This window comes from Brevibacillus sp. MS2.2 (genome assembly GCF_013284345.1).
GTDB lineage: Bacteria > Bacillota > Bacilli > Brevibacillales > Brevibacillaceae > Brevibacillus > Brevibacillus brevis_C.
The window spans coordinates 99,645-125,271 of the sequence record NZ_JABSUZ010000014.1; the positions used below are offsets into that span (position 1 = coordinate 99,645).

The following is a 25,627-nucleotide window of genomic DNA, read 5'->3' on the forward strand; positions in this document are numbered from 1 at the left end:
CCCATGCAAATAAACGGAAATGAACAAAACACCCCAGCCACGTAGTGACCGGAGTGTTTGTATCAGTTAATGCTCAATTTGGTCTTTGATCGTTTGCAAAATGCGCTTCTCGAGGCGCGATACCTGTACTTGCGAGATTCCCAGCCTTTCCGCTACTTCCGACTGTGTCTGATCCTTGTAGTAGCGCAGGTAGACAATGAGCTGCTCTCGCTCGCTCAATCGACTGATCGCATCCTTGAGGGCAATTTTTTCAAACCATTTGTTGACCCCTTCATCCGCAATCTGATCGATCAACGTAATGGGGTCCCCGTCATTTTCAAAAACCGTTTCATGGATGGAAGAAGGTGCCCGATTCGCTTCTTGTGCAAACACGACTTCTTCTGGCGTAATCCCCACCGCGTCCGCAACCTCAGCAATCGTGGGTGCGCGACCGAATTGCTTGTACAGCTCATCCTTTGTTCGTCGTACCTTATTGGCTGTTTCTTTGAGTGATCGACTTACCTTGACTGTACCGTCATCGCGTAAGAAGCGTTGAATTTCTCCAATAATCATCGGCACAGCATAGGTTGAGAATCGAACATCATAGGAGAGATCAAACTTGTCTACGGCTTTCAAAAGGCCAATACAACCGATCTGAAACAAATCATCCGCTTCGTATCCACGGTTGATAAAGCGCTGGACGACAGACCAGACCAGTCGAATATTGCTGTTGACTAAAAGCTCTCGTGCCTCAGTGTCTCCAGCTTGGCTTTTGGCGATTAGCTCTTTTACTTGGTCATTGGTCAGAAATGGTTGACTCGCGTTTTTGATATCGGCACCCATTGGCACTACCCCTAATTTTGCAAGGCTTTGGCAAACGCCAGGCGTTTGGTGAGGCGCACAGTTGTTCCTTTACCCACAACCGTTGCCACTTCCAAAGAATCCATGAAATTCTCCATTATTGTAAAGCCCATTCCAGAGCGTTCAAGCTCCGGTTTCGTCGTATAGAGTGGCTGCATGGCCTGCTCCACATCCTCAATTCCTCGTCCATTGTCTTCCACAATCAGATCAACGCTGTCCTCTTGAATTCGCACAGAGATTTGTACCACACCCTCTGGATTTTCGTCATAACCATGAATAATGGCATTCGTAACAGCTTCGGATATAACGGTTTTAATTTCTTCCAGCTCGTCCATCGTAATATCGAGTTGGGAAATGAAGGCTGCGACTGCTACACGTGCGAATGCTTCATTTTGGCTCAATGCTGCAAACGACACTGACATAAAGTTACGCTGTACCATCATTACGCCACCCCCAGAACATGCAAAGCATCCGCTTCGTTTTCGCGAAACTTGATTACCTTGAATAACCCGGACATCTCAAATATTCGATAGATTGTAGGGTTGATCGAGCAGACGTACATATCTCCAGATCGGGCAGAAATCTGCTTGTATCTTCCCAAAATAACTCCGATACCAGAGCTGTCCATAAACGTCAAATCAGCCAGACTCAGCACAATATGGCGTATAGTAGAGGTACGCAAAAGATCATCCGCCTTCTTGCGTAACTCCTCTGCCGTATGATGATCCAGCTCACCCTGCAAACGGATCACCAGCACGTCCTGCCGTGTCTCCATCGCAACTCGTAAACTCATAGCTGACCCACTCCTTCTCCCTTGATAGAAACTCTCTTTCTTCCTCGGCGAAACCAATTCCTGCCAGCCGACAAAAGAACAAAAAAATCGAGCAGCCGCGCCATTCCATTCGGGGCAACTCGATTCTTTTCGCGCTCATGCTGTCTGTCAGTAGCTAATCAAAATGCTCTTGGTGGTTCGCTTAAGAATCTCCCACATGTTGGCTTTATCTACCTGATCTTCTGGGATCAGATCGATTCGATTTACTTCTTTGCCATCTTTCGTGCGGATGAAAATGTGGCCGATTACTTGGTTCTTTGCTATAGGAGCGTGAACCGCCTCATTGATGACAATTTCCTTTTGGAAGGTATCGGCTGATTCTCCTTTTTTCATCAACAGGCTAACCGCATGTGGTGTAACCGCATTGATCTGCGCTTTCTGACCTTTATCCACAACAAGTGCACGAACAGCTTCCCCCTTTTTGTACATCGGCGTCACCTGGAAGTGCGTGAATGCGTAATTGAACATGGTCGATACTTCATTGTTGCGGGTTTTCACATCAGGCTCACCCATGACGACTGCAATGACGCGCATGTTGTCGCGTTTGGCAGTCGCTGTTAAACAGTATTTTGCTTCGCCTGTGTACCCTGTTTTCAAACCGTCCACCCCTTCATAAAAACGCACCAGCTTGTTCGTATTCACAAGCCAGAAGGGGCTCTCTGTATCTTTTCGCAAATAGTCTTGGTACGTACCAGTGAACTTCGTGATGCCTTCATGCTTTAAGAGCTCTCGTGACATGATTGCAATATCCGCTGCCGAAGAGTAGTGATTCGCGGCAGGAAGCCCATTGGAGTTTACAAAATGCGTATTTTTCATGCCGAGCTGCTGTGCGCGTTCATTCATTCGCGCGACAAAACTCTCTTCTGTCCCAGCCAAGTGCTCAGCCATCGCTACAGAGGCATCATTCCCAGAAGCAATCGCAATCCCTTTCATCATGTCCTCTACCGTCATTTCTTCACCGGGCTGTAGAAAAATTTGCGACCCGCCCATCGATGCTGCTCTTTCACTTGTTCGAACCTTATCGGTAAGCTTAAGCTCTCCCCGTTCCACCGCTTCCATGATCAAAAGCATGGTCATTACTTTGGTGATACTGGCGGGTGGCATTTTTTCATTGGCGTTCTTTTCATACAAGACTGTTCCCGTATCCGCTTCAATCATCACTGCGGATGAAGCTTGTGGGGCAAAATGATTATCACCCTTTTGCTGTCCAGCCTTTTCTTTGGCAATCGCCATCGGAGAAAAGATGGTTAAGCACATAACGAAGCATAGAGCGAGGTATCCATTCCGTTTCATAGCAGTCTCTTCCCTCCATTCATGGTTTTATTCTCACCATCATGAAAGGAAAATATTCACACAAAAACGGCGAGATTATCTTCTGGAAAGCACATCCGGGTTCACAAAAAAATCCCTTCCGCTACTAGCAGAAGGGACACTTTCTTAAATGACGAATCGGCTCACATTTTGCGTTAGCTCGTCCGCCATTTTTTTCAATTGCTCTACGTTTTCATTAATGCGTGCAATCGAATTCAATTGTTCATCCACTGTCTCTACCACACCTGAGATGGAATCACTAATTTCATCCGACATGGTGGCAAGACGTTGCATGGAGTTCGTCACAACCTGATTACCTGCCGCCATCTCTTCCGATGTCGCCGTCATCGATTCGCTCTGCTCTGCAGCCGCTTGAATCTCTGCCACGATATTTTGGAAAGCAGTTCCCACAGACTCTACGGACTGCAAGCCTCCACTCACCATGGTAACGATCTCGTCCATATGCTTGCTCATATCCATTGCCTCATCATTGATCGAATGGGCAATGGCAGCGATACGCTCAGAGAAGGAGCTGCTTTCCTCTGCGAGCTTGCGAACCTCGCTGGCAACTACCGAGAAGCCTCGTCCAGCATCTCCAGCGCGGGCAGCCTCAATGGCAGCATTCAACGCCAACAAATTCGTTTGCGAAGCAATACTCGTAATCATTTCAACGATGCTCGTAATTTCACGAGCCCGCTCACGAAGATTGTGCATCTGCCCAGCAGTACGTTCTACCTCACCAGTAGCACGTCTCACCGTATTAATTACGTTTTCCACTAACTCCATTCCGCCTTGCGCTCTCTCAAACGTACGGGTCGTGGCAACCGATGTAGATTCGGCAGCCACAGCCACCTGTTCAACGCCTTCCGATATTTCCGAGACGGTGTTGGCCGTCGCTTGCACTTCATTCGTCTGCGTAGAGACGCGTTGGGCAATCGTAGAGATATTATCCGTAATGACGTTAATGGCTCCTTTGTTTTCTTGCGCAAATAGAGTCAGCTCATCTGTCGCTACGTTCAGTTGTGTAGCTTGTCCCTGTACAAGGGCAATCAGCTTGCGGAGTTCAGCCGCCATGTCATTCATTTTGCGGCCAACCATAGCCAGCTCGTCATTGCCGTTTACTTTTACGTTGATATTAAAATGTCCGGCACCGATTTGATCCATATCCCGTGCTATCGCGAACAGAGACAGTCGAATCCGATTCGCAAACCACCAGATCGCCCAAACCGAGAGCCCGATGATCGGCAAGCTGAAGAGCACGAAGTACAGCCACATTCCGTCTACTTCACCGTATACCTCGTCCGTTCCCGTGGACAAAACGACATTCCATTTCAACATTGGGATCGGTGCAAAAGCTGCAAATGAATCAATTCCATGATCCGAGTACAGCAAGCTGTTGCTTGTCTCATGCTGCATCAGAGCAAGCATCTCTTCATAATCTTTGTCACCAGCCAGCACGAGCTTGTTATTGTTATTCGGATTTTGATGGGCCACAACCAAACCATCTTGGCGAACGACAAATGCGTAGCCATTCTCCATGAAAGAGATCTCAGGAATCTTTTGAATCATTTGGTCAATTGTAAAGCCAACAACGAACAACCGGCTCGTATCATCGGCCTTTTCCCCTATGGGTGTCGCAATATAAAGAAAACTCTTGTTGCTGCCTTCAACGATTTCTTCATCAGAAACGACCAAGGATTTCGTGGTTAGCGCTCTTTGGAAGTATTGCTTTTGCTTGAAATCAATCTCATTTGTCCCAGTCAAGGAATACAGGGATTTCCCGGAAGCCGTGTCGATCAAATAGATTCTGGACACTTCTTTATGCGCCTGGCGCAATAGAGTAAACTGCTCCATGATAAGCGGCTGCAGATCTGTCATCATCACACGTTTGGTTGCTGCCGATTTGGTGGAGTTCACAATCGCTTGTAAGTCATCTTCCATACTATTCGCATGCTGGTCAGCCAGCATTTTCGCTTGATTAGAGGTTATGCTAAACAATGTTGATTTCGAGAAGGAAAGCGCTATGTATTGCAAAGAACCGATAATAATAAGTACAAGAATTAGACCAAACACAATCATCTTTGTAGCAAGAGAGCCTTTTAGCTTTTCCGTTACTACTTGGCTAGTCAGGTTCACTTTTTTTATGAGATTCGAAATTCCCTCCTTCTTTTTCCATCGTGGCGACAAAAATTTACTCATGCTACTTGCCCCCTTTATCACTGCTACCATTTTCCAGTGCAAGAACTCCGAAAAAATACCCCTGAAAAAAACTGCCTCTGGGTACAATACCCACTTTTTTCAGAGGTAAAACCTCCCTTATGAAGGGAAACGAGTTCCGGGCTGCACGAGTAGCCTCGGAACTCGCTATTTGTAATTGATTTAGTTATACAAATGACAAGCTGCGAAATGTCCTGGCTCTACTTCTTTCCACACAGGTACGGATGCAGCACATTCCGGCATTGCTTTCGGGCAACGGGTACGGAAATGGCAACCGCTTGGTGGGTTCATTGGGCTAGGTACATCTCCTTGCAATACAATGCGCTCACGGTTACGCTCAACTTCTGGGTCTGGAATCGGAATCGCAGACAACAGCGCTTGCGTATACGGATGGAGCGGCTTTTCATACAAAGCATCACTTTCTGCTAGCTCAACCATTTTACCCAGGTACATAACCGCTACACGGTCGGAAATGTATTTTACCATGGACAGGTCATGGGCAATGAACATGTAGGTCAAACCCATTTTTTCTTGTAGCTGTTCGAGCAAGTTTACAACCTGTGCTTGTACGGATACGTCCAAAGCAGAGATCGGCTCGTCACACACGATGAATTTTGGCTCTACTGCCAATGCACGGGCAATTCCGATACGTTGGCGCTGACCACCTGAAAACTCGTGTGGGAAGCGGTTCATATGCTCAGGATTCAAGCTCACCAAGGAAAGCAGCTCCTGGATACGCTCTTTGCGCTTCTGACCAGTCGCCAGGCCATGAATATCCAGCGCCTCGCCAATGATATCCCCGACTGTCATACGCGGATTCAAGGATGCGTAAGGGTCTTGGAAAATCATTTGCATGTTGCGGCGCATCGCCTTCATTTCCTGCGGGTTCAAATCCATGATGCTTTTGCCTTCAAACAGGACGTCCCCTTCAGTCGCATCATACAGTCTCAAGATGGTACGACCTGCAGTGGACTTTCCACAGCCTGACTCTCCTACTACGCCCAATGTTTCTCCACGTTTGATCTCAAACGAGATATCATTCACAGCTTTCAGAGTATTATCGCCAATCGAAAAGAACTTTTTCAGATTACGTACTTCAATCAAATTTTCACGTTTATCCACTGATATCCCTCCTTCTACGCACGGTTCTGAGCAAGCGGATGCTGAAGCCAACAAGCTGCTCGCTGAGTCGTACTGATGTCGTTCAGCTCAGGATCGATCTCTTGGCACACACGCATCGCAGATTCGCAACGCGCGGTGAATCCACAGCCAACAGGTGGACGAAGAAGGTCTGGTGGCGTACCAAAAATTGGTGTCAGTGGCTCGTCACGGTTCAAGTCAAGACGTGGTACCGAGCGGAGCAAGCCTTTGGTGTAAGGATGTTGCGGATTGTAGAAAATATCGTCAACTGTTCCTGTCTCGATCACTTTTCCTGCGTACATAACGATTACGCGGTCACACATCTCAGCAACAACACCAAGGTCATGCGTGATCAAGATAATGGATGTGCCTGTTTTCTTTTGCAATTCTTTCATCAGGTCCAAAATTTGCGCCTGAATCGTTACGTCCAAAGCTGTCGTCGGTTCATCCGCGATCAACAGCTTCGGCGAACAGGCGAGGGCAATCGCGATCATCGCACGTTGACGCATACCGCCAGAGAACTCGTGTGGATATTGCTCCACACGTTTCTCTGGTTGCGGAATACCAACCATGGTCAACAGCTCAATAGCACGATCACGTGCTGCAGATTTCGACATGTTTTGGTGCTTGATCAAGCCTTCGGTAATTTGGCTACCGATGGTCATTGTTGGGTTCAAGGAAGTCATTGGATCTTGGAAGATCATCCCGATATCTTTACCGCGGATCGATTCCATTTGTTTTTTCGACTTCTTGACGATATCCTCGCCATTGAAGAGAATTTGCCCTTGTTTAATTTCACCTGGAGGCATAGGAATCAGCTTCATGAGGGTTTGAGCGGTTACGGATTTACCGCAACCGGACTCCCCTACAATTGCTACAGCCTCTCCGCGGTTGACGTGAAAATTCACACCGCGGACTGCTTTTACTTCACCTGCATACGTATGGAAGGATACATGCAGGTCTTTTACATCAAGAATGCGTTCCATAACGACTATCCCTCCTATTTACGCAGGCGTGGGTCTACAGCATCGCGCAGACCGTCACCGAACAAGTTAAATGCCAAGATGGTTACGGAAATAAAAATTGCCGGGAATGTCAAACGCCATGGATAGTACTTCATGGCCGGCAAGCCCTCATTGGACATCGTTCCCCACGATGCAATCGGTGCCGAAACCCCTAACCCGATAAAGGACAAGAAGGATTCTGCGAAAATCGCGGAAGGTACAGTCAAGCTCAACGTTACGATGATTGGACCCAAAGCATTCGGAATCAAGTGTTTGAAGATCAGACGGTTTGCGTCAGCACCAAGGGAGCGCGCTGCCAGTACAAACTCTTGGTTTTTCAATTGAAGGATCTGACCACGTACAATCCGGGCCATACCGATCCATCCCGTTATCGTCAAGGCAAGAATAATCGTTCCAACACCGGGTTCTAAAACAACCATCAACAAAATAACAACCAGCAGGTAAGGAATCGCAAACAAGATATCTGCGAAACGCATCATCATTTCATCTACTCTACCGCCATAGAAACCTGCGATACCGCCCCAGATCACACCAATGATCAGGTCAATGAACGCTGCGGCAAGACCTACTTGCAGAGAGATACGTGCACCGTACCAAATACGTTCAAATACGTCACGACCTAGGTCATCTGTGCCAAACCAGTGTTCAGCAGACGGCTTTTTGTTCTTGCCAGCCAGATCCGTCGTAAAATAATCTTGTGGAGTTAACCATGGGATCACAATGGCACATACGATCAACGCAGCAATGAAGATCATAGAAATCATTGCGACTTTATTCATTCTCAAACGACGCCAAACGTCAGACCAAAAAGAGAGACTTGGGCGCTTAATTGCTTCAGCTTGACGAAGGTCAACGGAAATTGGCTCGAAATGTTCTTTAGTCAAGTTTTGCACGTGTCATTACTCCTTTCCTGCGTCCGAAAGTTTGATCCGTGGGTCTACCAAGGTGTATGCGATGTCAACAATCAGAATCATCACAACCAGGATGATGGAGTAGAACACGGTCGTACCCATGATTACCGTATAGTCGCGGTTTGTAATAGACAAAACGAATTCGCGACCAAGACCAGGAACACCGAAAATACGTTCAATAACGAATGCCCCTGTCAAAATACCAGCAATCAGTGGACCCAGGTAAGTAACAACTGGCAAAAGCGCATTACGGATTGCATGTTTTACTGTAATGGTAAAAGTATGCAGGCCTTTTGCTTTTGCTGTTTTGATGTAATCTTGCCCCATAACTTCAATCATATTGGAACGCGTCAAACGCGCGATAAATGCCATCGGTGATGCGGCGAGCGCCAATGATGGAAGGATGGTGTATTCAAATCCTTCCCATTTCGCGATTGGAAACCAGCCCAAATTAATAGCGAAAATATATTGGTAAAAGGACGCCAAAATAAAGCTTGGTACCGATAATCCCAAAACGGCGATGACCATTGCGGAATAGTCTTGCCATTTATTATGGTTTAGCGCTGCGATAACCCCTAGCGTAATCCCTCCGAAGATAGCGAGCAATAAAGCTTGTGCTCCCAAGTGTGCAGAAACTGGGAAACCACGATTAATCATGTCGTTAACAGTTGAAGATTTCTCCGTAAACGAAGGACCTAGTTCCCATGTTGCTACACCCTTCAAATATTCAAAGTATTGTTCGTGCAACGGCAGGTTCAGCTTGTACTTTGCCTCTAGTGCTGCCTTAATTTCCGGCGGGACCTGCTTCTCGGATGTAAATGGACCACCTGGTACTGCTTTCATGATGAAGAAGGTGGCCGTTACAATTAAGAAGAGCGAGATGAGCATAAAAATGATGCGCTTACCGAGATAACGGATCAACTAACTTACCCCCTTGGTAGATTTTTGATTGCTTTCACGTCCCATGTTTACACTGCGGAACGCTGCCGACACAGTGTAAAAATCGGCTGTGTAAATAACCCTTAGATCTCTTGCAGTAAAGCTTCTCTCTCTATTTTTTCTTTGCTGGCAATCATACCAGCTGGTATTTATGGGAAGGGCTTGCATAGCAGAGGGTATATGTTGCAACCATATACCCTCTGCCGCAAATCCCGTTTCCTTCGTTATGAAATTACTCGATGTAAGCGCCTTTCCAATCCACGTCACCCAGGCCAGTTTGGTGAACGCCTTTCACTTCTGGCTTCTGTACCCAAGATTGCGTGTAGAAGTAAATTGGCATGATTGGCATTTCATCCATTAGGATTTGCTCTGCATCTGCCAAAATTTTCTTACGTTTCTCGAGGTCTGGCTCCTGAGCAGATTGGTTCAACAACTCTTTATATTTTGCATTCTCCCAACGCGTATCGTTGTTTCCACCCATTTTATCCTTGTAGAGCTCCAGGAAGTTGATTGGGTCATTGAAGTCACCCAGCCAGCCCATCCGTCCAATCTGGAAGTTACCCTCATGCATGTCTTCCAGGTAAACTTTCCATTCTTTGTTCTCGAGTTTCACATCTACGCCGAGATTTTTCTTCCATTGGTCTTGGATGGCCTCAGCAATCTTCTTGTGAGCCTCAGATGTGTTGTAGGACAAGGTAATCGGTGGCAGCTTGCTCAAGCCAGCCTCTTTCAGTCCCTCTTCCAAAAGCTTTTTCGCATTTTCTATATCCTTGTCTTTGAAATAGCCATTTGGATTCAGCACCATGGATGGAGGAACAGCGCCTGTTGCCGGGATTTGACCCGTTTGGAGAATGTTGTCGATCAAGCCTTGGCGATCGATCGAGTAGGCAAATGCTTTTCTCACTTTAATGTTATTAAATGGCGGCTTTTCGGTATTGAACTTGTACCAGTACGTACCAGCAATTGGATTCGTTTGAATCTTGCCTTGCTCTTTCAATGCTGGAATCGCATCTGTTGGCAAAGCACTCATAGGTGCGCCAGCCCAGTCGATTTCGCCATTTTCGAACATGGAGAGCTCTGTATTTTCGTCTTCTACCATGGAGAATTCGATTTTGTCGAGCTTTACATTGTCTTTATCCCAGTAATTTTCGTTCTTCACGAGCACCATCTTGCTCTTGTGCTCCCAAGATTCGATTTTGAAAGGTCCGTTACCGACGTGCGAACTTGCTTCGCCTGCCCACTTCGGATTTGCATCAATTACTTTTTTATTAACTGGGAAGTAGGTACGGAATGCGAGCAATTCCAGGAAGTATGGCGTCGGATTCTCCAGCTTAACTTCCAGTGTCTTATCGTCAAGTGCCTTCACGCCTACTTCATCAAGCTTTGCTTCGCCCTTGTTTGCTTTTTCACCATTCTTCACGTAGTACAGCTGATATGCGTAGTTGGAAGCTGTTTTTGGATCGAGAGCACGCTTCCAAGCATACTCAAAGTCATGTGCTGTTACAGGATCACCATTGCTCCATTTCGCTTCTCTGATTTTAAATGTGTACGTTAGCTTATCATCAGATACGGTATAGCTCTCAGCAGCAGCTTCATGCGGCTTATCGTCGGTTCCAATGCGGGTCAAGCCATCAAAGGTTGCCAAGATAATCGCGCCTGAAGTCGTGTCCTCTGCGAGCCCTGGATCAGTTGTAGGTGGCTCCGAGTGCAGGTTCATCTTTAAAACTTGTGGCTTTTTCTCAGCCGCTGGAGTTGCAGGCTGTGAAGGTGCTGGTGTTTCTCCTGCCGGTGGAGCGGCAGTTGGTTGACCTCCTCCGCACCCTGCCAGGGCAGTTCCTAATACAGCAATCGAGCTCACAAGTGCAAACACATTCTTTTTCAACGCAATAACCCCCAGTTTTCTTTTTTGTCTTTTTTCTGAAAATAAAGGACGAAAAAAAATGAAAACTACGCGAAGCTGCTTGACTTCGGCTGGAAGGCATCAACCCCTTTCATTGCAGGGTCACCTCGTCGTCTTGAACGAAAGAGAAGGTGTCTTTGTACTGCTTCAGTTCCAGTGAAACGTCCGCAGCTGCAATTCCTTCAATTTGAGAGAGTCGTTCGTTAACAAAGGTGATCAGCTCATCATTACTATGGAAACACGCTTGGATAATCAAGTCGTGCTTACCGCTATAAGCGCCTACAAAGCGTACTGCAGAAAATTTGCTTAATTTTTCTGCCACTTCTTTCTGCAAACCTAGCTTTGTGGTTAACCCGATGATAACCTGCACATGTAATCCTAATTTCTCTGGATCGGGTTGAATTACGAATTGGAAGACACCGTCTTGCAAAAGACGAGTGATGCGCGATCGAATTGTTCCTTCGCTCACGCCTAGTTGATGGGCGATTTCTGTATATGGGATACGCCCATCTTCATGGAGGATTTGCAGAATCTGTCTGTCGACATGGTCCAGCTTTTTCATAAATACGATTTTCTGAGAACCTCCATCATTTTTTTACGAATTTCGCAATAATCTTTTACAAACAGTCTAATACAATAAAAGTAATCGGAAATGATAGCGGTGTCAACGAAATTTGACAAGTAGAATTATAAAACTTTATAAAGTCAATCCGAACAGTAAAATATATTTTATACAATAAAGAACGACTTATATCTTACTATTGAATATGAAAAACTAGATTTAATCAACAATATTTTTTCGAGAAACTGTATTTTTACTCATAAAACAAGGCGTGCTCATGTGCTGTGCACGCCTTGTTTTATTTGATTAATCAACTAATAACCTGACATTCTATGCTTCGATAACTTTATAAATCAACGGTTGTTTTCCGTCGATTGCCGTCGAAATCTGGAAGGCGCCTGCCATTTCTTTCAAGGCATTTTGCAGAAGATGGTCTTCGTTGGCATGGATGGTGACCAAAACTTCTCCAGCCTTCACCTGATCCCCGCGTTTTTTGTGCAGAACAAGACCTACTGCCAAGTCAATTGGCATTTCTTTTGTCAATCTGCCCGCACCCAAGACAACAGAAGCATGACCGATTGCTTCTGCATCAATCGCACTTACAAAGCCGTCCTGTTCGGCTGTAACGGTATGAATGATCTTTGCTTGCGGCAGACGAGACAACTCATAGACGTCCTGCTTATTGCCGCCTTGAGCCTCTACCATTTCCGCCAGTTTATCCACTGCTTTTCCGGAAGCCATCAGGTCTTCGAGCTTCTTACGTCCTTCTTCCACATCAGTAACAAGCCCACCCATAACAAGCATGCGGGAACCAATAGCCAATACCAGCTCGGTCAAATCGCGAGGGCCTTTACCTGCAAGTGTCTCTACCGCTTCTTTCACTTCCAGTGCATTGCCCACGGCAAAACCAAGCGGCTGGTTCATATCGCTGATAACCGCCACCGTTTTACGTCCTACTTGGCTACCGATTGCAACCATCGCATTTGCTAATGTTTCTGCCTCTTCAATGCTTTTCATGAAAGCGCCCTTCCCTACTTTTACGTCAAGCAGGATGGCATCTGCCCCAGCGGCAATCTTCTTGGACATAATGGAGCTTGCAATCAACGGCACAGCTTCTACAGTAGCTGTCACGTCACGCAGAGCATACAACTTCTTGTCTGCAGGTGTCAGGTTGCCAGACTGTCCGATTACGGACACGCCAATATCACGCACCTGCTGCAAAAATTGCTCGCGTGTGCGTTCTACTTCAAAACCAGCGAAGGACTCCAGCTTGTCGATAGTGCCTCCTGAGTATCCGAGACCTCTTCCAGACATCTTTGCCACAGGAATACCTGCTGCCGCTACCAACGGCGCAACAACAAGAGTAGTCTTGTCCCCTACTCCGCCTGTACTGTGCTTGTCTACCTTAATTCCTTGCAGGGAAGACAGGTCAAGCTGTTCGCCTGATCCTGCCATTGCCAAGGTTAGATCTCCTGTCTCTCTCGCAGTCATGCCTCGGAAAAAGACTGCCATTGCCCATGCGGACATCTGGTAGTCAGGAATGCTTCCATCTGTATAGCCTGTCACCAGAAATTGAATCTCTTCTGTTGTCAGTTCTCCGCCATCACGTTTTTTGGCGATCATATCGACCATACGCATTGTTAATCCCTCCGAATCCGTTACTTACATCTTGGCTACGATACCGTTTACCAGAGCCAGGAATTGCGATTTTACCTTTTCTGTCGTTTCCATTACTTCATCATGGGACAGAGGCTGTTCCAAAATACCTGCTGCCATGTTGCTAATGCACGAAATACCAAGCACCTTCACACCCATGTGTCGTGCGACGATTACCTCTGGTACAGTGGACATCCCTACAGCATCCCCACCCAACAGGCGAAGCATACGGATTTCCGCAGGAGTTTCGTAGGTAGGACCTAACAGGCCTGCGTATACACCTTCACGTAGCTGGATTCCTTGCTCGGAAGCAACTTCATGAGCCAGCTTGCGGAGCTGTTTGGAATAAGCCTCAGACATATCTGGGAAGCGCGCTCCCAATTGTTCATCATTTGCACCGATCAATGGATTGCGGAACGTCATGTTGATGTGATCGGAAATCAGCATGAGGTCGCCTGGATTGTAGCCTTCGTTAATTCCGCCAGCCGCATTGGTCACAATAATGGTTTCAACGCCGAGCAGCTTCATGACACGGATTGGGAAAACAACGGCATCCAGTCCATGTCCCTCATAAAAGTGGAAACGACCTTGCATCGCAACGACTTGCTTGCCTTGCAGCTTGCCAATCACGAGTTGTCCTTTGTGGCCGACAACGGTGGACACAGTAAACCCAGGAATTTCATGATAAGGGATGATCACTGGATTTTCGATTTCATCTGCCAAAACACCCAGCCCTGATCCGAGTACGAGACCAATGGTTGGTTTTTCTGTTAGTTTCGGTTCGATATATGCTACTGCATCATGGAAATTTGCCAATTTAACTCTCTCCTTTTTTGTGTTTCTTCTATTATATAAATGTTTATTTTTGCTTAACCTTTATAAATGATTGAGGAAGCTTTTCCCAATCACCGGAGCAGTTACCCCAAAATTGTCAGCGATGGTCGCACCCAAGTCCGCAAATGTTTCACGGATACCCAAATGTTCTCCAGCTTGAATACCCTTGTGGTAGACAAGCAACGGCACGTATTCTCTGGTATGGTCACTGCCATGATGTACAGGATCGTTTCCATGGTCTGCCGTGATTACCAGCAAATCATTTTCTTGTAGCGCTTCCAAAAGCTCTGGAATACGAGCGTCGAACTCCATCAAAGCGTGACCATACCCTTCTGGATCGCGGCGATGACCGAACTTCGCATCGAAGTCCACGAGGTTGACAAAAGAAAGACCCGTAAACGATTGTTTCATCGTGCCCAGAATTTGATCTACACCGTCCATGTTATCTTTGGTACGAATAGATTGGGTAACTCCCTCTTCTGCGTAAATGTCGCTGATTTTGCCAATGGCAATAGAAGCAAGGCCAGCATCTTGCAGACGATTCATGACTGTCGGAGCAAATGGTTTCACCGAATAATCGTGACGATTTGCTGTACGGCTAAAATTACCTGGCTGTCCAACAAATGGGCGTGCAATGACACGAGTAACGGCAAACTCATCACGAAGCGTCAACTCACGAGCTACCTCGCAAATATGGTACAGCTCTTCAAGCGGAACAACCTCTTCGTGGGCTGCCACCTGGAATACACTGTCCGCAGATGTATAGACAATCACTGCACCCGTATTCATATGCTCTTCGCCAAGCTCGTCGAGAATGTCCGTTCCCGAAGCGACCTTGTTCCCGAGCACTTTGCGGCCAATACGTTGCTCAAATTCCGAGATCAACTCTTGTGGAAATCCGTCTGGATAGGTGTTAAACGGAGTAGACACATGCAGACCCATGATTTCCCAATGACCAGTCGTCGTATCTTTCCCCATGGAGATTTCCTGCATTTTCCCATAATGGGCCATAGGAGTTGCTACTGGCGCAACGTTTTGGAGTGGTGCTATATTTCCCAAACCTAATTTTTGCAGGTTGGGCAATGAAAACCCTGCAACTCTTTCCGCAATATGACCCAAGGTGTTCGCTCCTGCATCATTGAACTTAGGCGCATCAGGTTGTTCGCCAATCCCTACGCTGTCCATGACGATCAAAAAAACTCGTGAATACTGCATCTTAACGCCTCCTGTTTACCAGTCATTCGAATTCCAAAATCAAGTCGTCAGACGTCTGACCTGATTCAGAAAATTTTTCTCCGCCCGACAATCAGGCGGAGTCGATCGTTTTTTCATACTCATGCTCGCGGATGCGTCTTGGCATAGATGTCCTTAATCCGCGTTCTGGTCACATGTGTGTAAATCTGGGTGGTTGAAATATCAGCATGCCCAAGCATCTCCTGAACAGAGCGCAAATCGGCTCCATTTTCCAGTAAGTGAGTGGCAAAAGAGTGGCGAAGCGTATGGGGTGTAATCTCTGCACGGATGTTTGATTTTTGGGCATATCGTTTAATAATTTTCCAAAAACCTTGCCGTGTAATTTGTTTGCCCAAGTGATTCAGAAATAATGCAGTATCGCCAGTTCCTTTTACCAGCTTGGGACGCCCTGCCTGCAAATAGTGGCGAACCATTTGAATGGCTACCGAGCCTAACGGAATGATTCGCTCTTTTGATCCTTTTCCCAAGCATTTGACAAAGCCCATATCCAGATTCACATCAGCACTATCCAGATTGACTAACTCCGAGACACGAATGCCTGTCGCATATAAAAGCTCAAGCATCGCCTTGTCCCGCAGCCCGGCAGGATGATTGACAGGAGGACTTTCCAAAAGACGTTCCACTTCCTCAACAGAGAGCACTTTCGGCAAGCGTTTCTCGATCTTCGGTGTTTCTAGATGAATGGATGGATCTTTATCTATGTATTTATCCCGAATGAGAAACTGATAAAACGCTCGTATCGATGCCATATTGCGAGAAAGCGTTGCTGTAGCACGTCCTTTTTCCCGTAAAACAAGCAAGTAACCAATGATGTGCGTCCGAGTAGAATCCTCTATTCGAGAGACACCTTGCTCCTGTAAGTACGAGGTAAAGGCCACCATATCCCGTTGATAGGATTCCAGGGTATTTCTCGATAACCCTTTCTCCACAGTCAGGAAATGAATAAACTGATCAATCAGACTGTCCATGAAGCTGTCCCCTTCAGCTGATAAGTATCGTGTATTGCTTTCCACAAAGAAAAAGAAACTCCTGCTTCTCCAGATAAAAAACTCAAACTCGCATTACTCTCCTGTTAAAAAGAAGAGCTGTAGTCGTGCGACATAACCGTCAAAATCCTGTGCCTGAGAGGTATTGATGACTTTTACTACCTTCACCGCATTCCCATGTGGTTCTTGATAAGGGTTTGCCGGGAGAAATTTGTCCGCCAGCAAGGTAATGATGCCGTAGGAGAGCAAGGTGCAGGTAATGAAAAGAAGCAAGAAACGAAGACCCTCCATCAAGCGGCGATAAGAGACCTTCATCCGTGAGCCTCCTTACAGACTTTCTTTCATTTATATGCATTTGTCCCTCGCTCCATTCGAATCGATGCTCTCTTAGGATTCCACAGGAATAAGTCTGCCATTACAAAAGCTCCCAAGGAAAAAAGAAAAACTTCTCCGTTCCCAGAGAAGTCGACTTTATTTGAAGTCCTCCACGTTCACTTTATCTACACAACGATTGCAGATCCCGTAGAAGGTCAATCGGTGGTCGGTAATATAAAAGTTGTAAACATTCTTGACTTTCTCTTCTGCTGTGACAAGCAGATCTTCAAAAATTTCATCCACCGTACCACAATTGAGGCAAATGAGGTGATGGTGGTGATAGGCAGCATTATCATCACGAAGATCGTAACGAGCTACGCCATCGCCAAAATTCATTTTATGAAGGATTTTCAGTTCGCTCAACAGCTCTAATGTCCTGTATACGGTAGCAAGCCCGATTTCCGGCGCTTTATCCTTCACCAACAAGTAAACATCTTCCGCGCTCAAGTGGTCTTCTTCATTCTCCAACAACACGCGAACAGTGGCTTCACGCTGTGGTGTCAGCTTGTAGTTCTGTGAATGCAACTGCTGCTTAATTTTCTCTAATTTTTCTTCCAACATTAATGCCCCTCCCCGCTCGCATGAAACCTGTTCCTATTATAGTAGAGGGGCATTGAATAAGTCAAATGCATAAGTTCTTACCTGAGAATTATTCTTAATTAAGCACAAGCTGCATCAACCTAGGGGAAATGAAGGTTTCAAACAAGGCTGCAATCGTCAATACCGCCAGCATGCTAAGAACAAGAACGGTATAGCCCATAAAATGTGGCATGATGACATCCCTTTTGCTTAGCACTCTCGTTCGTATGAGTCGAAGAGAAAACGAAATTCCGCTGACACCTACAATAAAAAGGGCAGGGACGACCAATAAATTTTGCGGGAGAACACCCACCATAGCAAATGTTACGCCTTGCCATTGGAGTTGACTTACCAAAAACCCGACGGTGAAACCAACCACGACCCCTTTTAAAAAGAGCATCAACAAAATCATAGGCAACCCAATAATGGATAATCCTAGCACCCACATGATTGCTATGGTTTTGGCATAATGACCAAACGCCTGCTGAAAATGGGCACTGGTCTCCGGGATTCCATCACTGCCAAGACTGTTGAAAAAATATTGCAGAAAACCGTACAGCTCCTGCTTCTGTGACAATGGCAGTGAATTGACGAGAACGGCTCCGAAAATAATGCCCATCGTAAACAGGACGATCGTGAACCAGTAGAGTGACTGATGTTCTCTCGCATAGGATTGGATAGTTTGTCCGACTCGTGAACGCACGCTTCGTCGCCTCCCGCTTGGCTGATTACTGTACAGCTTATGCGGACGAGTTCTCCCCTATGACAACCTACATCGGGACGATCTTTCCGTAGGTACCGGCACCGCCCTTTTGGACAGAAAGTTTTCCCTCTCGTGCTTGCACAATAAGCGAAGCGATTTTCTCTCCCACAACATGAGTGAGCTGTTCTTCGTTCACGCGATGCAATACGTTCATCTGTGTACCAAACGATTGATACAGCTTGTCCAACATTTTCGGACCGACTCCCGGAATGAATTCCAACGGGATTTGCTCGATATAAGGAGGACGGAACGCCGGATGCTGGCCTGCCTCTACATCCGCTAGCTGATCAATGCGCGCTGCAACCCCTCGCACAATTCGTTGGAAGCCGCATTCCGGACATTTGCCTGAGGCATCCGCCGCTAGTAAAGACTGGCAAGCTTGACACGCCGTCTGATGATACTTGCCAAGCTCAGGGTGTAGACCATAGTTCATACGAACCCCTCTGTCACCGATACGCTTAATCGCTTTCACCCACTCTGCGAAGGAACGCTCTTGCATATACATCGCTTGATATTCCCGGCCTATCTTCGCCAGAGAATGGGCATCCGAATTTGTGAGAAAGGTTTTGTCATGCAGCTCGGATATGCGGTCCGCCATAATGGTATTCGCACTCAATCCTAGCTCGACCGCATAGATGAGCGAAGGATCGAGCACTTCTGCCATCGAATCCGTACAGCTCCCATACAACCCTTTATGCGGCGTAAAAACATGGGCCGGGATCAAGAGTCCCTGCAATTGATCGACGCAGGCTTGTAATTCCCTGAGTGATGTGTAGATACGCTGAGAACTCAATTGCACATTTTTGCAGCGTTCTGACAGCCACGCGGTAAATTGCTTCATTTCTTGCAGCTTCGGTAGATAGACGAGAAAATGAGCTGCACCACGCCCCGGCTCCTTGATTTCTACTTCGCAACCCAAGATAAGCAAGGTATCTTTGTAGGAAATTCCTCCATCCACCTGTTCAATGGCTGATCCCTTTTCCAACAGATTTACCAGCTCATCCTGAACCTCCGGCGAATGTGCATCAATAATCCCGATGACATCCATCCCTTTTTTCTCTAAGGCTTCCTCCAAAATTTTGGTGAGTGTCATTTGGCGTGAAGCCGTTATTTTCACAGGTTTACCCGTCCACGTACCGCCGATGTGAATATGCATGTCGCAAAAATAGGAAGAAAGCATCGTACTACCCACGTTCGCGCAACATTTTGTTTTCCCACGCGTATAATGCCACGACTGTCTTGGCATCACGGATTTCTCCACTTTGATGCAGGGCATGCGCTTCTTCCAGTGTTACTTCCAGCACATCAACGAACTCATCCTCGTCCGGTTTGCTTTCTCCTTTTTTCAAACCAGTGGCCACAAAAACATGTAAAATTTCATCCGCGAAGCCTGGCGATGTATAAAAAGAGCTGAGCGGTGTGTACTGACTCGCAACATAACCTGTCTCTTCTTCCAGCTCGCGCATTGCACATGCAAGTGGCTCTTCCCCTGGCTCCAGCTTTCCTGCTGGGATTTCCACGATTGTACGCTCCAAAGGCTTGCGGAACTGACGAACTACAACCATTTTGTTATCATCTGTTATCGGTAATACGGCAACCGCCCCTTGATGATTCACGATTTCTCGCTTGGCTGTGTTGCCATTGGGCAGAAGTACTTCATCTACCTTGACCTTAATAATTCTTCCGTCATAAATGGGTTGACTGGAAATGGTTTTTTCATACAAGTGATCATATTTATTCACTGTCGTCATCATCCTTTTTTTCATGAAGTCGTTCTAAATCGTCGATTCCCTCCATAAGTTGGGAGCATAGAGCTTGTCCACCCTATTGTATCGGAGGAGATCATGAATGAAAACATATGTTAGCGAAAAGCACTTGCGTATGGTCGGAAAAGCTTGGGAGATCAAGGCTGCACTTCGTTCCTGGTCAAGTAAAGACCTAACGCTTCAAGAGTACTTGATGAAGCGGGCGAATGCGGTGCGTCGTTAACGGTTTGGAAGATGTAGCCCAGACTGTTTTCTACCAAATCGGCAGCCATCCATGCCGTCTGAAAAGGGGCAGGGTCCTCTTGCCAATTTCGCCCCATCGTAGAAAAGGACAAGCCATACCCCTTTTCCAGTGAAGCCAGTTCTGACGGGTCTGGGACTTTTCCCTTTATGAAAATATGCTTTCCTGCAACTTCTATTGCTTTCATTTGCCGTGAAAGGACTTCATCTCTTTCATCCCTGAAAATCGGGATTGTAACCAGGGCAGGACAGAGAGCAAATCTGTTTAAAATCGACACGGTATGATGACTGACACCGTAATGCCTGGTACGTGGGTCCCCAAAGCTGATTCTAGGAATAAAAAAGGGTGTTCCTCCAAGAGTGGCTACGGCATGAATGACCTCAGCTAACTGAATTCCCGAGAAGCCATAAGGTGTACCCGTACCCGCTACCCCAGGTCCGAGCATACAAACAATGATATCGGCATGCTCTACATGGCGTGCTGCCAGCAAGCCACTATGAATTGTCAACGACTCACGATCTCCCCCCCACGCATGACCTGTCGTCACTGTCGCAGCCAAGCTCCCGTTTCCTTTTAATTGATGGACATGCTGACTCAAGGCAATCGGCAAAGATGCGCCGTCTGGCATGACATATACGATACGGGCATTTGGATTTTTTATATGCAAAGCAAGGACAGCAACAGGTAGAAGACTGTGTAGCTCGCTAATCAAAACAGGGGTACCTTGCAAGGATAAATCTTCTTGCACAAACAAAGGGTGGTACGGGCTGGCCTGTTCTTCTACCGAATCTACCGCGAGCTGCCATGGCGAATAGCGCATTTTCATCACATGCCCCCACTCATTAGGAAGGACATCCGTTTCCTCTGGTTGAGTAATCTTTCCTACGACAAAATGATACCCGCCTGTCCCCAATTCCAATCGAACAGCGGTTGTATTGATCAAAAGTAAATCGCCACTTTTATAATCCTCCTGCAAAAAAGACAGCACTCTCTCCATTTTGTATCCAGTAACCGATTCTGTCCGGACTTCGAGTATCTGCATCCCTGTTTGCTTTTCCAGAACTTTTTGGACCGTCCCCACCGCCAAACGAAGCACCCAGCTTCCCCCCTTTCATTCCTGCCTCGTCCCCGAGCTTTCTATTCAGTCTATGATGAACAGTGGTTGTCTCAATCATGCAAACAAGTGAGCGAACGAACAAAAAGGCCGGAACCCCTCGCAAGGAGATTCCGACCTCATTTGGTTACTCTTGTACTTCTGCAATGACAGCAAGCACCAGCTCAGCCGCTTTGTTCAGTTCAGCGATTGGCATGCGCTCGTTTTTTGTATGGATTTCTTCATAGCCGATGGCAAAGTTTACGCTTGGCACGTTGTAGCCGTTAAATACGTTACCGTCGCTTCCGCCGCCGCTTGCAACCAGCTCAGGATTGCGGTCAACACGTTTTACCGCTGCAATTGCTTTTTGTACAACAGGCGTTTCTTCGTTGAATTTGTAGCCGTGGTACATAAAAATAACGTCATTTTCGCAAGTTGCACCCATCTCGGCTGCCACTTCTTCAAATGCTGATGTCATTTTCTTCACTTGTGCTTCCAGCTTGTCCATAACCAGGCTGCGAGCCTCGGACCAAATTTCCACATAATCCGTTACGATATTGTACGCTTTTCCACCTTCAAAACGCCCGATGTTTGCAGTTGTGTCTGCATCAATACGGCCCAGTGGCATACGAGAAATTGCTTTACTAGCAACCGATATAGCACTGATGCCATCCTCTGGATTCACACCTGCATGCGCTGCTTTACCGTGGATTTTGGTTACGATGCGATATTGTCCAGCACCAGCTACTGTAATTTTTCCAACTGGACCTTCCGAATCGAGGATGAAGCCCATTTCTGCTTTCAGCAGGCTGGAATCCATTGCGCGGGAGCCTACAAGTCCAGATTCTTCTCCCACAGTCAATACGACTTGGATCGTTGGATGTGGCAAGTTTTGCTCTTTCATGCTGCGAATACCTTCAAAGATCGCGGCGATTCCTGCTTTGTCATCCGCACCGAGGATCGTCGTTCCATCGGAATAGATGTAGCCATCACGAATTTGTGGCTTGATTCCGTTTCCTGGTACAACCGTATCCATATGACTGCTAAACAGAATAACTGGACCTTTTCCAGTTCCCTCCAAGGTTGCGATCAGATTGTTGGCACCGTGTCCGGTTTTCGCTGCTGCGTCATCCTCTTCTACGGTAAAGCCCATCGCCATCAGTTTTTCTTTGAGCACCTTGTTGATCTCTGCTTCGTTCTTCGTTTCACTGTCAATTTGGACGAGCTCTAAAAATTCATTTAACAAACGCTCTTGGTTGATCGTACTCACACTCGTTACCTCCTGATCGTACTGCCCGATTTTGGTACATATTCACAAGTTCCAGTATACCGCAAAAAAAATTTTTCTACTACGTAAACGGCTATGATTCTTTCGGATATTGGCATAGCTCATACAAGACGCCATTCGCAGCCTTCGGATGCAAAAATCCGATCAGCGCATCGTGCGCACCCGCTTTGGGGACCTCGTGAATGAGAGGTACTCCTTGCTCTTTTAATGTGGCTAGACGACTCGTAACGTCATCCACATCAAAAGCAATGTGGTGAATGCCTTCTCCGCGTTTTTCCATAAATTTCGCTATCGGACTCTCATCACTTAGCGGTTCTAGTAATTCAATATGACTTTCCCCGATCTTTAAAAATGCCACTTGAAGATGTTCGCTTTCTACGATTTCAGTTCCAACCAACTCCAATCCCAATTGCTCGGTATAAAAGGGAAGCGTCTTTTCCAAGCTTTTTACCGCAATGCCGATATGGGCAATTTTTTTCGGTGCGCTCACGAATCATCATCCTTTTGTAAGTGGTTGTCTCATTGGCTACATTTCGGTACAATTTCAGCATGGACGAAAAAAAGAAAGCCAATGATATCCTTTTCTTCATTCTAGCACAGCCACTTACAGAATCACCTGATAATTCCCTCAACCCTGAAAGGAGGTTTGATTAGAATGAGACACCAATCGCTCTTTGCAAAAATCCTGATCGGCATTCTAATTCTCTCACTCATCGTTCCCACGTTTTTTTACTTTCAATAAACGAGTGATGATAAACACTTAAAAACCCCTTTCCGACCGAAAAGCGGAAAGGGGTTTTTCGTTTGTCCCAGCTAGTTTTTATTTGTGAACGAATACACTGGAAGTTTTCGCATCCCAGCCGACTTTGTAACCAAGATTATCCGTAACCGTACGGATTGGGATCATTGGCATGCCGTTTTTCAGGACAACAGGTGTTGGCAATTGGATTTCCGTTTTGCCTACTTTAGCTGTTTTCGAACCAACTGTAAACTTCACAACCTTGGTTCCACTGATAACAGCAACACTTGTATTGTTCCATTGCGTAGTCAGTGCCAGTGCTTCTTTAAAGAATTGGGCTGGAACCATGGTCGTATTTCCATCTGCAATGTAAGGAGCTACAGAGAGAGGATAGTTTTTGCCATGCAGGGTGAAGTTTGCTGTATTTACTTTAAAGGAAGCTGAGTTCACCGGAATAACAGTCGATGGTTGTTGTGGTGTCGGCGTTGCAGGCTTTGGTTGAGCCGGGGAAGGCATCCCTACACCAACAGCACGTGCAAACAGCAACCCTCTTTCTTCGGAAGTAAATACGCTGATGCTATATGTGTTTTTCACAGCAGGGTTTACGATGTTCGCTGCTGGATTGATCACGATATTAGCGTTTGTTGCCGCAGGAATATCCTGAGACGGATAAATCAGTACGTTTTGTCCACGAACCGCAACGAAATTCGCTCCTACACCATTTACAGAGATATTAGCTGGCGCGATGTAAGCCGGTACCTTGTAGCCTACCGGGAATACGATCTCGATGAAATCGCGTTGCTTTTGCAGACCAACACCTAATCCTTTGATTGCCACGTTCACACCCGTCTGCTTGCCAAGTGCATTTTGTGTCAAAGCGATAGTTGCAGTGTTGTTGTTAGTAGCTGTATTTGGTACAGGTACTGGCGTTGTTGGATTGGTTGGGTTGGTTGGCGTCGGGTTCACAGAAGAGCCACCAACGCTGAAGGATTTGGATTCCAAGGTTCTTCCGGAAACAGTAGCCTTCAACGTATAGCTGCCAGCCGTTTTTGGATTGGAAATCCACGCTCCATAAGTAACTTCAACCTTCACTCTGCTATTAGCACTGAAGCCGGTTGGGGCTACCAACGCGATTCTATTACCAGCTGCTGTTGCTTTTTTCGCTGGTTTCCCATTGAGCAAAAAGTCTGATGCAGTCAAAATACCCGGCACCATGTCAGATGATGGGAATTCGAGAACCAGTTCTCCATCCGCTTTCAATTCTTTGCTGCCAAAGTCAGCATCAAAGGTGTAGCTGGAGCGAGCTCCTGCGCCCGGATCAGACAGGTTCACTGTAAAGCTGTCGGAAGCGCTGCTAGAGCTGGAACCGTTCTTCGTAATTTCAATATCTTCTGATTCGTATGTAGTTCCATCATATTTCACTTTGAAAACATGCTTGCCACTGGAATCAGGGTTCTCGATTCCAGCATCCTTGTCAAATTCCAAGGTGATGTAATCATCTGCGTCTGCACCACTCGGAATTTTGACATCAACCGTACTGCCACTGACACTGACAGATTTCGCTGTATAACCGTTTACTTTTACATCCTCTTCATCAATGCTTGATGGCAACATGTTTTTCTCTGGGAAAGTGACAGTAATCGTGGAGTTAGTCTCCAGCTCATCACTTCCTTTGAGAGAAATTTTGCCAAGCTTGAGGCTGACTTTTTCTCCTGCTGCTTTGCTGCTCAACGATACGGCGTAATCATTGCTAGACTTGCTACTGCTGCTCGAGCTGCTTTTTTTGATATCTACATCATCTGATTCCGAATCCTCGTCGCCCGCTTCTACACTTACGCTGTATGAACCTTTGTCGTCGGGATTCGTGATACCGCTCGTAATTTTAATCTTAATTTTATCGCCTTTTTCTAATTCTTCATCTGTCTTGATTGTAATTTCTTCTCCATCAACACTTACTTTCTTCACATCGAAGCTAGCATCAATATCATCCGTATCAATGTCATCGTCGATATCATAATCAGAATCGAATTCGATGGTAATGGTTTCTCCACTATCCAGGTCTTCTTCTAGCTTGAATTCAATGGTGTAGTCACTTTCTTTACCTGCACCATCGTTGTCAGCCGTTACCGACAATTTTTCAATAGCATGTGCTTGCTGCGGTACTGACACAAAAGGTGTAGCGGCCAGCGCTGATGCCAGCACTATTGGTAGTGCTTTTTTACTCTTTTCCATGTTTTTCCTCCCATATTTACCCTTTATCTGGAAATTCTCTCTAGCAGGACGCTACCAGTCTACCACAAATGCTATCTGGTGGGAATCTCTTCTATATCATTTATGAGACTTACTGGCTCCAATTGCTAAGACGAAGACGTCTCG

24 protein-coding genes are annotated in these 25,627 nt (G+C 46.4%); all 24 read right to left on the bottom strand.

The genetic code is table 11. The annotated features are described in order from the left end of the window. Window positions 1-66: 66 nt before the first annotated feature. The 24 genes from sigF to HP568_RS15320 all read right to left on the bottom strand — a co-directional run bounded on the left by sigF (window position 67) and on the right by HP568_RS15320 (window position 25,483). A complete protein-coding gene (sigF, locus tag HP568_RS15205; protein WP_005827375.1) occupies window positions 67-822 on the bottom strand; it encodes an RNA polymerase sporulation sigma factor SigF in 756 nt (251 codons plus the stop codon). An 11-nt stretch (window positions 823-833) separates the two neighbouring features. Further along, a complete protein-coding gene (gene spoIIAB / locus HP568_RS15210) occupies window positions 834-1,283 on the bottom strand; it encodes an anti-sigma F factor (RefSeq protein ID WP_048032581.1) in 450 nt (149 codons plus the stop codon). Then, window positions 1,283-1,633 carry an anti-sigma F factor antagonist gene (gene spoIIAA / locus HP568_RS15215; protein WP_048032580.1) on the bottom strand — a complete coding sequence of 117 codons (351 nt, stop codon included), beginning with the start codon at window positions 1,631-1,633 and terminating at the stop codon, window positions 1,283-1,285. Before spoIIAA ends, spoIIAB begins: the two co-directional genes overlap by 1 nt. A 147-nt stretch (window positions 1,634-1,780) precedes the next feature. Beyond that, a complete protein-coding gene (locus HP568_RS15220; RefSeq protein ID WP_048032579.1) occupies window positions 1,781-2,965 on the bottom strand; it encodes a D-alanyl-D-alanine carboxypeptidase family protein in 1,185 nt (394 codons plus the stop codon). A gap of 144 nt (window positions 2,966-3,109) precedes the next feature. Then, the gene (locus HP568_RS15225; protein WP_048032578.1) at window positions 3,110-5,182 is read right to left on the bottom strand and encodes a methyl-accepting chemotaxis protein; all 2,073 of its coding nucleotides are present in this window, start codon (window positions 5,180-5,182) and stop codon (window positions 3,110-3,112) included. A gap of 180 nt (window positions 5,183-5,362) precedes the next feature. Beyond that, window positions 5,363-6,322 (bottom strand): ABC transporter ATP-binding protein, encoded by a 960-nt coding sequence (locus HP568_RS15230; protein ID WP_048032577.1) that lies wholly within the window; start codon window positions 6,320-6,322, stop codon window positions 5,363-5,365. A gap of 14 nt (window positions 6,323-6,336) precedes the next feature. Next, the gene (locus HP568_RS15235; protein WP_048032576.1) at window positions 6,337-7,326 is read right to left on the bottom strand and encodes an ABC transporter ATP-binding protein; all 990 of its coding nucleotides are present in this window, start codon (window positions 7,324-7,326) and stop codon (window positions 6,337-6,339) included. A 14-nt stretch (window positions 7,327-7,340) separates the two neighbouring features. Further along, window positions 7,341-8,258 (bottom strand): ABC transporter permease, encoded by a 918-nt coding sequence (locus tag HP568_RS15240; RefSeq protein WP_048032575.1) that lies wholly within the window; start codon window positions 8,256-8,258, stop codon window positions 7,341-7,343. A 6-nt stretch (window positions 8,259-8,264) separates the two neighbouring features. Beyond that, window positions 8,265-9,197, bottom strand: a complete 933-nt coding sequence (locus HP568_RS15245) for an ABC transporter permease (protein ID WP_048032574.1) — start codon at window positions 9,195-9,197, stop codon at window positions 8,265-8,267. 250 nt (window positions 9,198-9,447) lie between these two features. Then, window positions 9,448-11,097 carry a peptide ABC transporter substrate-binding protein gene (locus HP568_RS15250; RefSeq protein WP_173629503.1) on the bottom strand — a complete coding sequence of 550 codons (1,650 nt, stop codon included), beginning with the start codon at window positions 11,095-11,097 and terminating at the stop codon, window positions 9,448-9,450. Window positions 11,098-11,206: 109 nt separating this feature from the next. Beyond that, window positions 11,207-11,677: an Lrp/AsnC family transcriptional regulator gene (locus HP568_RS15255; protein WP_007720718.1), complete on the bottom strand. Its 471-nt coding sequence runs from the start codon at window positions 11,675-11,677 to the stop codon at window positions 11,207-11,209. A 330-nt stretch (window positions 11,678-12,007) separates the two neighbouring features. Further along, window positions 12,008-13,315: a pyrimidine-nucleoside phosphorylase gene (locus tag HP568_RS15260; protein WP_173629504.1), complete on the bottom strand. Its 1,308-nt coding sequence runs from the start codon at window positions 13,313-13,315 to the stop codon at window positions 12,008-12,010. 24 nt (window positions 13,316-13,339) lie between these two features. Next, window positions 13,340-14,149, bottom strand: coding sequence for a purine-nucleoside phosphorylase (locus HP568_RS15265; RefSeq protein WP_056492641.1), 810 nt, complete (start codon window positions 14,147-14,149; stop codon window positions 13,340-13,342). A gap of 60 nt (window positions 14,150-14,209) precedes the next feature. Further along, entirely contained in the window at window positions 14,210-15,382 is a 1,173-nt protein-coding gene (gene deoB, locus HP568_RS15270; protein ID WP_173629505.1) for a phosphopentomutase, read from the bottom strand. Between the two features lie 119 nt (window positions 15,383-15,501). Next, window positions 15,502-16,389 carry a site-specific tyrosine recombinase XerD gene (gene xerD, locus HP568_RS15275; RefSeq protein WP_048032569.1) on the bottom strand — a complete coding sequence of 296 codons (888 nt, stop codon included), beginning with the start codon at window positions 16,387-16,389 and terminating at the stop codon, window positions 15,502-15,504. A gap of 93 nt (window positions 16,390-16,482) precedes the next feature. Next, on the bottom strand, window positions 16,483-16,722 hold the full coding sequence (locus HP568_RS15280; protein ID WP_048032568.1) for a YqzK family protein: 240 nt from the start codon (window positions 16,720-16,722) through the stop codon (window positions 16,483-16,485). A gap of 156 nt (window positions 16,723-16,878) precedes the next feature. Next, the gene (fur, locus tag HP568_RS15285; RefSeq protein ID WP_007720739.1) at window positions 16,879-17,343 is read right to left on the bottom strand and encodes a ferric iron uptake transcriptional regulator; all 465 of its coding nucleotides are present in this window, start codon (window positions 17,341-17,343) and stop codon (window positions 16,879-16,881) included. A 94-nt stretch (window positions 17,344-17,437) separates the two neighbouring features. Next, entirely contained in the window at window positions 17,438-18,064 is a 627-nt protein-coding gene (gene spoIIM, locus HP568_RS15290) for a stage II sporulation protein M (protein ID WP_016739960.1), read from the bottom strand. A 67-nt stretch (window positions 18,065-18,131) separates the two neighbouring features. Continuing rightward, window positions 18,132-19,304, bottom strand: a complete 1,173-nt coding sequence (locus tag HP568_RS15295; RefSeq protein WP_173629506.1) for an endonuclease Q family protein — start codon at window positions 19,302-19,304, stop codon at window positions 18,132-18,134. Window positions 19,305-19,308: 4 nt separating this feature from the next. Beyond that, entirely contained in the window at window positions 19,309-19,890 is a 582-nt protein-coding gene (locus HP568_RS15300) for an NUDIX domain-containing protein (RefSeq protein WP_254551242.1), read from the bottom strand. Between the two features lie 137 nt (window positions 19,891-20,027). After that, entirely contained in the window at window positions 20,028-21,227 is a 1,200-nt protein-coding gene (locus tag HP568_RS15305) for a DUF3866 family protein (RefSeq protein ID WP_173629507.1), read from the bottom strand. 145 nt (window positions 21,228-21,372) lie between these two features. Further along, window positions 21,373-22,494: a M20/M25/M40 family metallo-hydrolase gene (locus tag HP568_RS15310; protein ID WP_048032565.1), complete on the bottom strand. Its 1,122-nt coding sequence runs from the start codon at window positions 22,492-22,494 to the stop codon at window positions 21,373-21,375. Between the two features lie 91 nt (window positions 22,495-22,585). Further along, complete coding sequence (mce, locus tag HP568_RS15315) at window positions 22,586-23,002, bottom strand: methylmalonyl-CoA epimerase (RefSeq protein WP_173629508.1); 417 nt, start codon at window positions 23,000-23,002, stop codon at window positions 22,586-22,588. Window positions 23,003-23,332: 330 nt separating this feature from the next. Next, a complete protein-coding gene (locus tag HP568_RS15320) occupies window positions 23,333-25,483 on the bottom strand; it encodes a copper amine oxidase N-terminal domain-containing protein (RefSeq protein WP_173629509.1) in 2,151 nt (716 codons plus the stop codon). Between the last annotated feature and the right edge of the window lie 144 nt (window positions 25,484-25,627).

Bases quoted from the DNA above. Each gene is read 5' to 3' on its own strand.
- HP568_RS15235 (WP_048032576.1), bottom strand. From the start codon at position 7,326: ATGGAACGCATTCTTGATGTAAAAGACCTGCATGTATCCTTCCATACG.
- HP568_RS15295 (WP_173629506.1), bottom strand. From the start codon at position 19,304: ATGCTTTCTTCCTATTTTTGCGACATGCATATTCACATCGGCGGTACG.
- HP568_RS15220 (WP_048032579.1), bottom strand. From the start codon at position 2,965: ATGAAACGGAATGGATACCTCGCTCTATGCTTCGTTATGTGCTTAACC.
- fur (WP_007720739.1), bottom strand. From the start codon at position 17,343: ATGTTGGAAGAAAAATTAGAGAAAATTAAGCAGCAGTTGCATTCACAG.
- HP568_RS15300 (WP_254551242.1), bottom strand. From the start codon at position 19,890: ATGAAAAAAAGGATGATGACGACAGTGAATAAATATGATCACTTGTAT.
- spoIIAA (WP_048032580.1), bottom strand. From the start codon at position 1,633: ATGAGTTTACGAGTTGCGATGGAGACACGGCAGGACGTGCTGGTGATC.
- HP568_RS15225 (WP_048032578.1), bottom strand. From the start codon at position 5,182: ATGAGTAAATTTTTGTCGCCACGATGGAAAAAGAAGGAGGGAATTTCG.
- HP568_RS15280 (WP_048032568.1), bottom strand. From the start codon at position 16,722: ATGAAGGTCTCTTATCGCCGCTTGATGGAGGGTCTTCGTTTCTTGCTT.
- spoIIAB (WP_048032581.1), bottom strand. From the start codon at position 1,283: ATGATGGTACAGCGTAACTTTATGTCAGTGTCGTTTGCAGCATTGAGC.
- deoB (WP_173629505.1), bottom strand. From the start codon at position 15,382: ATGCAGTATTCACGAGTTTTTTTGATCGTCATGGACAGCGTAGGGATT.
- sigF (WP_005827375.1), bottom strand. From the start codon at position 822: ATGGGTGCCGATATCAAAAACGCGAGTCAACCATTTCTGACCAATGAC.
- HP568_RS15260 (WP_173629504.1), bottom strand. From the start codon at position 13,315: ATGCGTATGGTCGATATGATCGCCAAAAAACGTGATGGCGGAGAACTG.
- xerD (WP_048032569.1), bottom strand. From the start codon at position 16,389: ATGGACAGTCTGATTGATCAGTTTATTCATTTCCTGACTGTGGAGAAA.
- HP568_RS15320 (WP_173629509.1), bottom strand. From the start codon at position 25,483: ATGGAAAAGAGTAAAAAAGCACTACCAATAGTGCTGGCATCAGCGCTG.
- HP568_RS15255 (WP_007720718.1), bottom strand. From the start codon at position 11,677: ATGAAAAAGCTGGACCATGTCGACAGACAGATTCTGCAAATCCTCCAT.